At 67.9% G+C, this 11,986-nt stretch carries 11 protein-coding genes; 6 read left to right on the plus strand and 5 right to left on the minus strand.

Going from position 1 to position 11,986, the window contains the following annotated elements:
• Window positions 1-193: 193 nt before the first annotated feature.
• Together ACFXNW_RS15650 and ACFXNW_RS15655 are read left to right on the plus strand one after the other, a co-directional pair.
• Window positions 194-832, plus strand: a complete 639-nt coding sequence (locus ACFXNW_RS15650) for a glyoxalase (RefSeq protein ID WP_379418367.1) — start codon at window positions 194-196, stop codon at window positions 830-832.
• Between the two features lie 32 nt (window positions 833-864).
• Window positions 865-1,221, plus strand: a complete 357-nt coding sequence (locus ACFXNW_RS15655) for a VOC family protein (RefSeq protein WP_379418368.1) — start codon at window positions 865-867, stop codon at window positions 1,219-1,221.
• A gap of 82 nt (window positions 1,222-1,303) precedes the next feature.
• Here the strand turns inward: ACFXNW_RS15655 and ACFXNW_RS15660 are convergent, their stop codons facing one another.
• Window positions 1,304-2,164 carry an NAD(P)-dependent oxidoreductase gene (locus ACFXNW_RS15660; RefSeq protein WP_379418369.1) on the minus strand — a complete coding sequence of 287 codons (861 nt, stop codon included), beginning with the start codon at window positions 2,162-2,164 and terminating at the stop codon, window positions 1,304-1,306.
• 180 nt (window positions 2,165-2,344) lie between these two features.
• On the opposite strand from ACFXNW_RS15660, the gene ACFXNW_RS15665 reads away from it, so the two are divergent.
• Entirely contained in the window at window positions 2,345-2,695 is a 351-nt protein-coding gene (locus ACFXNW_RS15665) for a DoxX family protein (RefSeq protein ID WP_379418370.1), read from the plus strand.
• Between the two features lie 75 nt (window positions 2,696-2,770).
• Window positions 2,771-3,466, plus strand: a complete 696-nt coding sequence (locus ACFXNW_RS15670) for an NAD(P)-dependent oxidoreductase (protein WP_379418371.1) — start codon at window positions 2,771-2,773, stop codon at window positions 3,464-3,466.
• Window positions 3,467-3,510: 44 nt separating this feature from the next.
• Here ACFXNW_RS15670 and ACFXNW_RS15675 read toward each other — a convergent pair whose 3' ends face one another.
• Window positions 3,511-4,983, minus strand: a complete 1,473-nt coding sequence (locus ACFXNW_RS15675; RefSeq protein WP_379418372.1) for a hypothetical protein — start codon at window positions 4,981-4,983, stop codon at window positions 3,511-3,513.
• Window positions 4,984-5,284: 301 nt separating this feature from the next.
• On the opposite strand from ACFXNW_RS15675, the gene ACFXNW_RS15680 reads away from it, so the two are divergent.
• The gene (locus ACFXNW_RS15680) at window positions 5,285-7,315 is read left to right on the plus strand and encodes a thioredoxin domain-containing protein (protein ID WP_379418373.1); all 2,031 of its coding nucleotides are present in this window, start codon (window positions 5,285-5,287) and stop codon (window positions 7,313-7,315) included.
• A 214-nt stretch (window positions 7,316-7,529) separates the two neighbouring features.
• Here the strand turns inward: ACFXNW_RS15680 and ACFXNW_RS15685 are convergent, their stop codons facing one another.
• The 3 genes from ACFXNW_RS15685 to ACFXNW_RS15695 form a co-directional block, all read right to left on the minus strand.
• Window positions 7,530-8,435 carry a phosphatidylinositol mannoside acyltransferase gene (locus ACFXNW_RS15685; protein WP_379418374.1) on the minus strand — a complete coding sequence of 302 codons (906 nt, stop codon included), beginning with the start codon at window positions 8,433-8,435 and terminating at the stop codon, window positions 7,530-7,532.
• Window positions 8,436-8,676: 241 nt separating this feature from the next.
• Window positions 8,677-10,263, minus strand: coding sequence for an adenylate/guanylate cyclase domain-containing protein (locus ACFXNW_RS15690; RefSeq protein WP_379418375.1), 1,587 nt, complete (start codon window positions 10,261-10,263; stop codon window positions 8,677-8,679).
• A gap of 76 nt (window positions 10,264-10,339) precedes the next feature.
• Window positions 10,340-11,008, minus strand: coding sequence for a hemolysin III family protein (locus ACFXNW_RS15695; RefSeq protein WP_379418657.1), 669 nt, complete (start codon window positions 11,006-11,008; stop codon window positions 10,340-10,342).
• Window positions 11,009-11,187: 179 nt separating this feature from the next.
• Here ACFXNW_RS15695 and ACFXNW_RS15700 point away from each other — a divergent pair, with 179 nt between their 5' ends.
• The gene (locus ACFXNW_RS15700) at window positions 11,188-11,976 is read left to right on the plus strand and encodes an isoprenyl transferase (RefSeq protein WP_379418376.1); all 789 of its coding nucleotides are present in this window, start codon (window positions 11,188-11,190) and stop codon (window positions 11,974-11,976) included.
• Window positions 11,977-11,986: the final 10 nt, after the last annotated feature.

Here is an 11,986-nt window from a genome sequence, read left to right on the forward strand (position 1 = left end):
TGGTGGCGTGATCATACTTCGCGGTCGGTTCCGCGTCGGCACGGAGGAGTTCCGTGCTCGCGATCAGTGGTCGGTTCCGTGGTCGCCACGGATGTGCCGCATACCCGTCGGAGGCGAAGCTGAGAACACAGCCGGTTCCGCCCAACGGACACCGCACACCGGGTCGATACGACCCACGACTTCAGGAGCGATCATGACCAGCACGCCCTCTCTCGAGTCCGTCATCCTCGACGTCGCCGACGCCGCGGCGGGCGAGGCCTTCTACGCCGCCGCGTTCGGCCTCGGCGACAAGCTGCGGGTGCGCACCGCGCAGGCGCCCACGACCGGATTCCGCGGCTACATGCTGTCGCTGGTGGTGTCACAGCCGAGCACCGTCGACAGCCTCATCGGCAGCGCTGTCGAAGGCGGCGCGACGACGCTGAAGGAAGCCAAGAAGAGCTTCTGGGGCTACGGCGGCGTCATCCAGGCTCCGGACGGCTCGATCTGGAAGATCGCGACCTCGGCGAAGAAGGACACCGGTCCGGCCACCCGCGAGATCGACGATTTCGTAGTGCTGCTCGGGGTCGACAACGTCAAAGCGACCAAGCAGTTCTACGTCGACCACGGACTGACCGTGTCGAAGAGCTTCGGCAGCAAGTACGTGGAGTTCGACGCGCCGGCGTCGTCGGTGAAGCTGGCGCTCTACAGCCGTCGCGCTGCCGCCAAGGACGCCGGTGTCGCCGCCGACGGCACCGGATCGCATCGGATCGCCTTCGGCGCGGATATCGAGCCCTGCACGGACCCGGACGGATTCGTGTGGGAGGCGGCTCTCAGCCCGAGCCCGTCCGCCTGAGGCCCCACACGAACCCCACGACAGGAGTGATCATGACCAGCTCGACCACCCAGGGAATCAAGACCGTTCTGCACCCGGTCTCCGACCTGGCGGCCGCCAAGCAGGTGTACACCGCCCTGCTCGGCGTCGCACCGCAGACCGACTCGCCGTATTACGTCGGCTTCGAGGCCGAGGGCCAGCACATCGGGCTGGTTCCCGACGGCGGACCGCAGGGCATGACGACGCCAGTGGCGTACTGGCACGTGCCGGATATCGAGGCCAAGCTGGCCGAGCTCACCGCGGCGGGCGCGACCGTGAAGGAACCGGCACGTGAGGTCGGTGGGGGGAGAGTGGTCGCGACAGTGACCGATACCGACGGCAATGTTCTCGGGTTGATCCAGGATCGATGACCACGGACGTCGGCGAATGCCGGACCCGAGGGGTGTCCGGCTACCCGGTTGCCAGGCCGCGGAGGGTCCGTCCGACGCGCAGTTACCCGCGGCCGAAGCGCTCCACCAGTCTGGCGTAACTGTCATGGCCGTGACCTGCATCGAGTGCCTCGGCGACGAGGTTTCTGGTGTGGGTCGGCAGATCGACGTCGATGCCCCGTGCGCGGCTTTCGGTGATCAGGTCATCGATGGAGGGCAGGTGATGTGCGAGTGCGCCATACGGAACGGCGAACTCCGCGCGGTCGATCTCGTTGGCGAGCATCGGGAACAGGGACGGCAGCGCCGACAGGGACGGCTCCGCATGCCGGGTGAAGTCCTCGATCCGAATACCGGCGTTACCGAGAAGTGCCGCGGCGTGCAGGAATCCGTTCAGCAGACCCCACATGATGTCGTGGACGGCCATTCCGTACAACACGGCCACACCCGGGTCGGAGCAGAGATGGGTGGCGCGGCCGCCGAGGGCCCGAAGCAGGGTTTCGTATCGGTCGAACACGGGGCGGGGGCCGCCGTAGAACACCACTGCGTCCGGTGAGCCGATGGCCGGGGCGATGGTCATGATCTGGCCGTGCAGGTAGTCCGCCCCGTACTCGGTCGCCAATTGCCCGGTGGTCCTGGACTGTTCGGATGTTCCGTCGGTCAGGTCGATCACGGTACGTCCCGGCAGCGCCGGCTCTGCCGCGCGTAGTAGGTCTGTGGCTACCGCACCGCCTTTGACATTGATGACCACGACCTCGGCTGCTGCTACCGCCGCTTCGGGAGTCGTGGCTCGCTGAGCTCCCTTGACTGCCAGCGGGTGAATCTTGTCTTCGGACCGGTTCCACACCGTGACGGGATGGCCGGCGTCCAGGAGGGCGGCGGCCAGCGCCGACCCCATCTCGCCCAGTCCTAGAACTGCGACTCTCACTGTCTCTGCGTTCGCATGTGCACTCACGGAACGGACACTAGAAGCTCAACCTTTCTTCAGGTCAAGGTGTGACCTTGCCGGAACGGTCGAACGTGATGAGGGCGACTGCGGGCGCCCGTCACATGGGCAGGCCGACTCTCGTCCAACCAGCAACCGCACCCGATGCAGCCGGAGGAATCGATGGTCATCGCCTTGGTCGCCATTCTGATCGTGACCGCTCTCGCCAACGTCGTCGCCGGCGTCAGCGACATCGCTAGAAACCGTTGGACGCTGGAGAACATGTCCAAATACGGAGTTCCGCAGTCGTGGATCGTCCCGTTGGGTCTGGTGAAACTCGCGGGCGCGCTCGGGTTGCTCGCGGGTCTCGCCATCCCCGCGCTCGGCATCGCCGCCGCGGCTGGTCTGGTTCTGTACTTCGTCGGCGCCGTGACCACGCTCGCCCGCGCTCGCGGCTACGCCGATCTGATGTATCCGGGGTTCTATCTCATGCTGGCCGTCGCGTCGCTGGTGTCGACGATCGTCGCGGCGTGAAGGTCGCACTGTCACACCGACGCGCTTGCCGGCGTCTTGTGTCCATCATCGAATGCAGGGAGAGGTTCGTCGAGAATGCGCATCACAATCTTCGGAGCCAACGGTCCCACCGGCCGACTGCTCACTGATCAGGCGATCGCCGCCGGACACCAGGTCACCGCGGTCACCCGGCAGCCGGATAGCTTTCCACTGCGCCATGACCGGCTCGCGGTGCTAGATGCCGACGTGCTCGACCGGGCGGCGGTCGACGCGGCTGTGGCAGGGAGTGACGCGGTGCTGTCGACGCTCGGGGTGCCGGCGGGGAAAGGGCCGATCATCACCTATTCACGTGGTGCGGCCAATATCGTGGCCGCGATGCAGCGGCATGGGGTGCGCAGGCTCGCCGTGGTCAGCTCGAGCGGGGTGGAACCGCGCGCGTATTCCGACGGCGGGTTCCTGTTCAACCGAGCCTTTCTACCCTTTGTCACGCGGGTGCTTGGCAAGACCTTGTACGACGACATGCGCCGGATGGAAACGCTGATTCGCGCCGCCGATCTGGACTGGACGATCGTGCGACCGAGCGGGCTCTATCACCTGCCCTCGGTCACCGACTACGCCGTCGTCGAGGGGCACGCCGACGGCAGGTTCACCTCGCGCGCGGACCTGGCCGCGAGCATGTTGGCACTGCTCGACGATGATCGCTACCTGCGTCGCACGGTCGGTGTCATCACCACCGTCGACAATCCCACCTTGCTCGAATGGATCCGGCGCGAACAACTCGCGAAGAAGTGAGCTGTCCGGCCGACCGGGTGGCAGTGCCCCGGCCATCGGCGTGGTCAGACCGCTGCGTCGGTCGGCTCGGGGCACGCTATCTTGACGAGGATGTCGTGCAGTTCCTTGGCCGGCGTTCCGGCGCGCTCTCCAGCCAGTGCGACGGCGGTGAACGCATCGACCAAGGCGAGCGCCGGGTTCAGCGGGCTGAAAGCGAGATCCTTGCTTCCGCGCAGAGATTCGGCGATCAGCAGTCGCTGCGCTTGATGGCGGGCCCGGAAGCCGCCCGCGGCGTCGAGGGCCGAACCGTATTCGCGTACGACCGCCGAGTACACCGGCCGATCCGCGTTTCGGCGTTTGCGCAGCCACTTTCGGGTCGACGCGGCACCGGCCTGCTGGGCCGACATCGCGAGCGCGGACCCGTCGAGAACCATCCAGATCTTCGCGGCCGGAGGGATCGCGGGGGAGGCGATCCGTACGGTGCGCGCAGGCACGCTCCCGCTCGGATCGGTGATCTCGATGCCTTGCAAGGCAAGGGGATATCTCGCCAGCATGTCGTCGACGGCGGCGGCGATCTCCTGAACGATGTGCGGGCCGATGCCCGCCGCGTCGAACCCGATGATCTCCAGCCCATGCCGCGCCGCCATCTGCCCGGCGATGCTGTGCGCCTCGGAATCGGGTGGGGCGGGGTGTTGGCGGTGGAGGACATTGTCGGTGGCAATGAGCTGCGGTTCTGCCGCGGGCCGGTGAGTAATGGTGGCGGGTTCGCGGGAAGCTGCGGATTCGTGGGGCACCGCGGGCTCGCGGACGACTGCCTCGGGTTGTCGAAAGCTCTTCTGCGGGTGCGGCATGTCCGCAGCCGCTGTGGGGGTATGTGGCCGGAGCATGGTCGGCAGTGCGTTCTCGCGTGACGGACATGCCAATACGGCCGGCGCTGAACTGGGGTGGGGGCGAGTGGTCGCCGTGGCGGTCGCGGGCGGATCGGCGTCGTCACGGGGCGTATGGGCGACGGTGGTCGGGAGGGTTGGCGGGCGGTGCCGGCGGGTCGCCGATTCGGGTCGTGCGCCTGTGATATTCGCGTCCGGCATCGTGAGTGTCATCCGGTCGCGCTGCTGCTGCTCGGTGCCGACAGTTGGGTGCTCGACTACTTCGGGCGGTGCCGCTGACGCCACTTCATTGCTCGCCGATGCCGATGCCGATGCCGATGCCGATGGCGTGCTTGCGCCCTGCGGGTCCGGCGGGAGGGGTCGGTATGCGGCCGATGTCTGCGGTCTGCGCCGGGACCATGGCGTCGGCCCGGGCTTGCGTGCGACAGCCTGGCACTGCGCCGACACCGGTGCCGCGGCGCCGATATCGGCCACCGCCAGGCCCGAAGTCTGGTCGTGCACGGAACTCACACTGCCGTTCGACTGCGCCTCCGCCGAAGCGATGGCGGCCTTCAGATCCGCGACCGCCCGCGTGGCGTCGACGATCACCCGCTCCAAACTCGTCACCATCGCCCGCATTTCGGCAAGATCTATCCGCGACTGCTGACTCATCGCGCTCTCCTGCTCGTCATGACCGCCTATCGGGTGAGGCCGGTGTGCTGACCGGTAACCACATCCGATCGCAGCAGTTGCGGCGACGGACGATGACGCATCCAGTTTTCCAGCCGATCGGCCGCCGCGCACCATCTGGTCGGCCACTGAGCCGGCGATCGGCACGGGAAACTGGTCGTTCCCTTTCCTGTCGGCACGCGGTGCCGACGGGTTACACGCCAACCCGCTGGTCCGGGCATGGGGCGAAGTGGCTCGGGTGTTGACCGTGTTCTACCCTCCCCGGGTGTGGGAGGCTGGCAATGTGAACCGATTGGCTACTGCGACCTCGCCGTACCTGCGTCAGCACGCTGACAACCCAGTCCACTGGCGGGAATGGGATGCCGATGCGTTGGCCGAGGCGGCCTCGCGGGATGTGCCGATCCTGCTGTCGATCGGGTACGCGTCCTGCCACTGGTGCCATGTGATGGCGCACGAGTCGTTCGCCGACGAGGCCACGGCCGCGGTGATGAACGACAACTACGTCTGCATCAAGGTCGATCGTGAGGAGCGGCCGGACCTGGATGCGGTGTATATGAATGCCACCGTCGCGATGACCGGTCAGGGTGGCTGGCCGATGACGTGTTTTCTCACCCCTGCCGGGGAGCCGTTCTATTGCGGCACCTACTACCCGAAGGTGCCGCGCGGTGGGATGCCGTCGTTTCAGCAACTGCTGGAAGCGGTCGCCGACACCTGGCGCAATCGCCGCGACGAAGTGAATCTGGCGTCCTCACAGGTGGCCGAGGCGCTGCGCGGGCAGGCGGGTGGGCTGCCGGACAGCGAGCTGACCGTCACTGCCGAGCTGCTCGATCATGCGGTCGCGGCGGTGCTGCGGGATGTGGATGAGCAGCACGGTGGGTTCGGTGGGGCGCCGAAGTTCCCGCCGTCGGCGTTGATGGAGGGGTTGCTGCGCAGCTGGGAACGCAGCGGCGATGACGCGATCCTCGACGTGGTGCGGCGCACCGGTGCGGCGATGGCGCGCGGCGGCATCTACGACCAGATCCGTGGCGGGTTCGCGCGGTATTCGGTGGACGCCGCCTGGGTGGTGCCGCACTTCGAGAAGATGCTCTACGACAACGCCCAGCTGCTGCGTGCCTACGCTCATCTCGCCCGGCGCGTGCCCGACGATGAGCTGCCGCGGCGGATCACCGGCGAGATCGTGGAATTCCTGTGCGACGACCTCGGCACCGAGCACGGCGGGTTCGCCTCCGCCCTCGACGCCGATACCCACCTGGAACCGGGGCAGCCCGGTATCGAGGGCGCGACCTACGTGTGGACGCCCGCCGAACTCATCGCCGCGCTCGGACCCATCGACGGTGCGTGGGCCGCCGAGGTCTTGGGCGTCACCACCGCAGGCAACTTCGAACAGGGAACCTCGGTGCCGACCCGCTACACCGACGCGGACGACACGGCGCGATTCGAGCGGATTCGTGCTGCCTTGCGTACCGAGCGCGATCGACGCCCACAACCCGATCGCGACGACAAGGTGGTCACCGCCTGGAACGGCATGGCGATCACGGCGCTCGCGGAGGCCGCCACCACGCAATCCCGCGACGACTGGCTGGACGCCGCGATCCGATGCGTCCGGTTCTTGCTGACCGAACATGTCGTCGGCGATCGAGTCCTGCGCGCCTCGCTCGGCGGTAAGGCGGGGACCGCGCCCGGTGTGCTCGAGGATTACGCCTGGTTGGCGACCGGACTGCTCGCACTGCATCAGGCCACCGGCGCCGTCGAATGGCTCGAGCACGCGCAGCGACTGCTGGACGCGGCCATCGCCCATTTCGCCGATCCCGACGCCCCCGGCAGCTGGTTCGACACCGCCGACGACGCCGAAACCCTTGTCGCCCGGCCGCGCGACCCGATCGACGGTGCCACCCCGGCGGGCGCGTCGTCTCTTGCCGAAGCCCTGCTCACCGCGTCGGCCACCAGTGACCCCGAACGCGCCGTCCGTTATCGCGACCTGGCCGACCGCACCCTCAACCGCGGCACCGTGGTGCTGGCCAAGGCCCCGCGCTCGGCAGGCCAGTGGCTGACCGTCGCCGAAGCCGCGTTGCAGGGGCCGATCCAGATCGCTATCGCCACTCCCGCGCCCGCAGCCGCCGCTGACCTGCTGGCAGCGGCCCGAGCCGTTGCGCCGGGTGGTGCGATCACCCTTGCCGCCGAACCTGGTTCGGTTCCCCTGCTCGCCGACCGGCCCACGGTCGGCGACACGGCAGCGGCTTACGTCTGCCGCGGCTCGGTCTGCGATCTGCCGGTGACCACGGCCGATGCGCTTCGCGAGTCGTTGAGCCGGTAACTGTCGGGTGCCTGCGGCCGAAGCCTCGTCGGTCATAGACGGCGCGGGGCTCCGCGGGTCGTTGAGCAGCCGCTGACGAATACGCCGGCCTCGAGAACCGCGCCGCCGGCACCGACGACGCATTCCAGCTACGTCCGTCTACTGCATGAATACCGCACGTCGGCGTCGTCGATGAGCGCACCGACCATGCCACGCAGGGTCGTGCACCGCTGAGTCACTCCGGCTGCTCGCGCCGAGCCTGCCGGCGTGCCCGATGGTCGGCAGTCCACAGCGGTTGCAGCATGTGCCAGTCGGCCGGGTGGGCGGCGATCCCGGTGGCGAACGCGTCGGCCAGTGCCTGCGTGGTGGACTGCACCCCACCGGATGTGTCGAGAGGCGTACCGACACTGAACCCCCACCCGTCGGCGGTGAACCAGCAATGCACCGGCAGCAGTGGCGCGCCGGTGTCGATGGCGAGGCGGGCCGGGCCGCTCGGCATCTGGGCCGGTTCGCCGAAGAAGGTGACCGGCACGCCCCTGCCGGAGAGGTCGCGCTCGCCGAGCAGGCAGACCACCCGCCCCTGTCGAATCCTGGCGGTCAGCAGCTCGAACGGTGGTGTCGCGCCGCCGGTGAGCGGGATGATCTCGAAACCGAGGCGCTCACGGAAGCGGACGAACCGCCGGAACAGTGATTCCGGCTTCAGTCGCTCGTTGACGACAGTCGGAGTACCGATTCGCTGCACCACCCACACGCCGGCCAGATCCCAGTTGCCGCTGTGCGGAAGGGCCAGCACGGCGCCGGTTCCGCTGTCGATCGCCGCGCGGACGTGCCCGAGCCCGGTGGCCGAGGACTCGATGATGTCGGCCACCTGGACGGGATCCATCGACGGCAACCGAAACGCCTCGCACCAATAGCGGGCGTAGGAGCGCAGGCTGGCGCGCATGAGATCGTCGGGCACCTGCTCCGGTGTGGTGCCGAGGACGCGAGCCAGGTTGCGCCGCAACTGATCAGGCCCCCCGTGACGAGCCGCGCGATCGGCCGCGCGGTCGAACAGGCCGGTCGCCCACCGCTGTGGCAGGGCGCGCACCAGCCGCCAGCCCGCCGCGTACCCGAGGTCCACGGCTGTGGCTTTCAGATTCATTGATCACTGCCGGCTGCGGCGCCGGCATCATCCGTCGTGACTGAATTCGAGCCCGCGCTGCTGAACACGGGAGGGGTTGCCGCACCGTCCTCGGTAGGCGAGGAGGTGGGGGTGGTTTCGTCGAGGTGACTGAACAGACTCGCGGGACCAGATTTTCGGCTCATCCCTGAAGTCTCCTCCCACCCGCGGACACAGGGGACCCCGGCACTGCCATTGGCCGCTGCCACAGACGGAGAAATCTTCAGGCAGGTGGCCCGGAAGCCGCGTCCCCGGTGGGTGCGGGGGTGGGCCGAGGCGTGTCGGCGGGGGATTCGATGCCATTTGTCGACGGGTCCGGCGCGGACGGCTCGTCCTGGGGTAGATCGGTCCAGGAGGGGGTCGGGTCGGCGATGCCGCGCAAGGGCAGATCGCCGTAGAGCTCCCATTTGGCCTGTTCGTGCGGTGCGGCCGCATCGATGACGGACTCGCTCACCAGGATCCGGCGGTGGACGGCTTTGGCGGCGGTGGTGAGTCGCGCCGCCTCGTTGACGGCGTCGCCGATGACGGTGAACTCCAGCCGCGTATCGGTACCGACATCACCGGCGAACACCTGGCCGTGGGCCACACCGATACCGATATCGAGTTCACCGGTGGCCAGCACCTCGTCGCGGATGCGGCGGGCCGCGCGCAGTGCGGGCGTGGCATTGTCGCGCAGCGCGATCGGCGCGCCGAAAATGCACAGCGCCGCGTCGCCTTCGAACTTGTTGACCAGCCCGTTGTTCTCCTCGGTCGCCGCGACCACGATCGAGAGCAGCCGGTTGAGCTTGGCCACGAATTCCTGCGGCGGCAGGCCGGTGGAGATCTCCACCGAACCGGTGACGTCGACGAACAGCGCCGACACCACCCGCACGTCACCGGTCAGGTCCACCCCGCTGGCCAGCGCTCGCTCGGCCACCTCGTCGCCGACGTGCCTGCCGAACACATCACGCATCCTGGTCCGCTCGCGCAAGGTGGCGGCCAGCTGATTGACCGAATGTTCCAGCCTGCCGATCTCGCTTGCGCTGCCCACCTGTACCCGAACGTCGAGATCACCGTGGGTGATCCGGTCGAGTGCGAGGCGCAGATGCCGGATCGGTGCGGCGACCGCGCGGGCCAGCGTCGCGGTGGCGAGGGCACCGACGACGATGCCGAGACAGGCCACGTAAATGCCCGTGCGGATGCGATCGGGCGCGCTGGAGACCGGATCGGCGAGGACCACGATCAGCATGGACAACGGCATCGCGCCCGAGACCGCCCAGGTGAGCACCACCCGGACGAACACCGTGGAACTCCAGTGCATGGTCGCGCCGAGTACACCGGCGACGATCGGGATGGTGGGCCGGATCAGCCGGTCCACGATCAGGAAGGTCAGCCCGCCCGATTCCAGCCCGCCGATGACGAACATCGACGTCATCACCGCGAGATCATCCTGCGGCGTCACCCTGGCCAGCACGATGGCCGCGATGATCACCCCCGGCAGCCACAGCGCGAGCGCGCGAGTCGTGATCGCGATGGGCAGCCGAAGCAGTCGTCGCGCTTCGTCCGGTGTGGGTTTGCGGGTTTGATCGAGCCAGGCGAAATAGCGGCCGCGGTCGCGGATGGCGAGCACGATGCCGATTCCGAAGCCGATGGCCGGGTAGATCGCGACGACACCGAGCGCGCGCAGGATGTCGGGTCCGAGCCGGTCGAAGAAGCCGCCGAGCCACAGTTGGATGGTGATCACCGCGAGACCGCTGAGATTGCAGGTGATCACGACGGCGGCAAGGCCCCAGCGCGCCCGCAGCGCCCAGACCACCAAGCGGGCGATCATGACGTGCGCTCGGGCAGCGCGATACTCACTGCGACAGCGACTGACACGAACGAGCAGCATAGAACGCGGAAGGCGTTCAGCGCAGCAGCACGAGCCAAACCGCAACGTAGTGCGCCAGTGCCGCGAGCACCGTCGCGGCGTGGAAGAACTCGTGATGACCGAAGACGGCAGGCCACGGATTCGGCCATTTGGTGGCGTAGAGAATGGCGCCGCCGCTGTAGATCAGGCCTCCGATCAGCAGCAGGATCAGCGGTGCGAGGCCCACATTGTCGTAGAGCTCACCGGCCACCGGCACGATCGCCCAGCCGAGCAACAGATACAACGGCACCCCGACCCAGCGTGGCGCGGTCGGCCACAGCAGTTTCAATGCGACGCCCGCGAGCGCGCCCGCCCACACCACGATCAGCAGGGTGCGCCCGGTCGAGCCGGGCAGGCCAAGCAGCGCGAACGGGGTGTAGCTGCCCGCGATGAACAGGAAGATCATCGAATGGTCGGCGCGTTTCATACGGATCCGAGCGCGCACGGTCGACCAGGTGATTCGGTGGTAGACGGCGCTGACCCCGAACAGCAGGCAGACGGTGAGCCCGTAGACCAGCGTCGACCACACCGCGGTCGCCGAGACCGTCGTCGCTGCGGCGACCAGCGCGATGACAGCGATCGCCGCGATGCCGACCGCCCAGGTGTGGATCCAGCCGCGCATCCGTGGCTTGACCAGTGCCGCGAGCGCGTCGGCCGGGTTGAGCATCTCCTCGACGGGCTCGACAGCGTCGACGGCATCAGCTGCGTCGGCGCGGACCGGATCGGTCACGGACTACCTCCTGTAGTTAACTCGCGAGTAACCTACGGAACCGTAGGTTGCGGGTCTGATCGCTACTGTACCGGGAAGTGCGGCCGGTGCCGCAGACAACGTGACGAGGCGTACTGTTGGACGCCGTGGAGTTTCCGAGTCGGGTGCGTGGCTTTCCGTATCGCGTCTACGAGGCCCGGCTGGCCAAGCAGCTGGCAGGCAAGCAGCACCCCCGTCACGTTGCGGTGATGTGCGATGGCAATCGCCGCTGGGCCAGGGAAAACGGCTTCACCGACGTCAGTCACGGACACCGGGTCGGCGCGCTCAAGATCGCCGAACTCGTCGGCTGGTGCGAGGCCGCGGGCATCGAGATGGTCACCGTCTACCTGCTCTCCACCGAGAACCTCAACCGCGATCCGGAGGAACTGGAGACGCTGTTCGAGGTCATCACCGACGTGGTCGAAGAACTCTCGGCGCCGGACCAGAACTGGAGCGTGCGCCTCGTCGGCTCCCTCGACGGATTCCCCGAGCTGATCGCCAAGCGATTGCGTACCGCCGCGGAGCGCACCAGTGGACGCGACGGCGTGCACGTCAACGTCGCGGTCGGCTACGGCGGCAGGCAGGAGATCACCGACGCGGTGCGCTCGCTGGTGCGTCAGGAGATCGCGGCGGGTGAGACCGGCGAGGATCTGGTCCAATCGATCACCGTCAACGCCATCGGCCAGCACCTCTACACCTCCGGCCAGCCCGATCCGGACCTGGTCATTCGCACCTCCGGTGAGCAGCGGTTGTCCGGTTTCCTGCTGTGGCAGAGCGCGTACTCGGAGATCTGGTTCACCGAGGCGTACTGGCCGGAGTTCCGCCGGGTGGATTTCCTGCGCGCGCTGCGTGATTTCGCCGCGCGGCACCGTCGATTCGGCGTCTGAGCGGATTCGC

The sequence above is a fragment of the Nocardia sp. NPDC059180 genome, from assembly GCF_042754945.1.
GTDB lineage: Bacteria > Actinomycetota > Actinomycetes > Mycobacteriales > Mycobacteriaceae > Nocardia.

Excerpts from the sequence above, each read along its gene's own strand:
- ACFXNW_RS15670 (WP_379418371.1), top strand. The coding sequence starts at position 2,771 with ATGCGCATCACAATCTTCGGAGCCAACGGTCCCACCGGCCGACTGCTC.
- ACFXNW_RS15675 (WP_379418372.1), bottom strand. The coding sequence starts at position 4,983 with ATGAGTCAGCAGTCGCGGATAGATCTTGCCGAAATGCGGGCGATGGTG.
- ACFXNW_RS15685 (WP_379418374.1), bottom strand. The coding sequence starts at position 8,435 with ATGAATCTGAAAGCCACAGCCGTGGACCTCGGGTACGCGGCGGGCTGG.
- ACFXNW_RS15655 (WP_379418368.1), top strand. The coding sequence starts at position 865 with ATGACCAGCTCGACCACCCAGGGAATCAAGACCGTTCTGCACCCGGTC.
- ACFXNW_RS15650 (WP_379418367.1), top strand. The coding sequence starts at position 194 with ATGACCAGCACGCCCTCTCTCGAGTCCGTCATCCTCGACGTCGCCGAC.
- ACFXNW_RS15665 (WP_379418370.1), top strand. The coding sequence starts at position 2,345 with ATGGTCATCGCCTTGGTCGCCATTCTGATCGTGACCGCTCTCGCCAAC.
- ACFXNW_RS15695 (WP_379418657.1), bottom strand. The coding sequence starts at position 11,008 with ATGCTCAACCCGGCCGACGCGCTCGCGGCACTGGTCAAGCCACGGATG.
- ACFXNW_RS15690 (WP_379418375.1), bottom strand. The coding sequence starts at position 10,263 with ATGATCGCCCGCTTGGTGGTCTGGGCGCTGCGGGCGCGCTGGGGCCTT.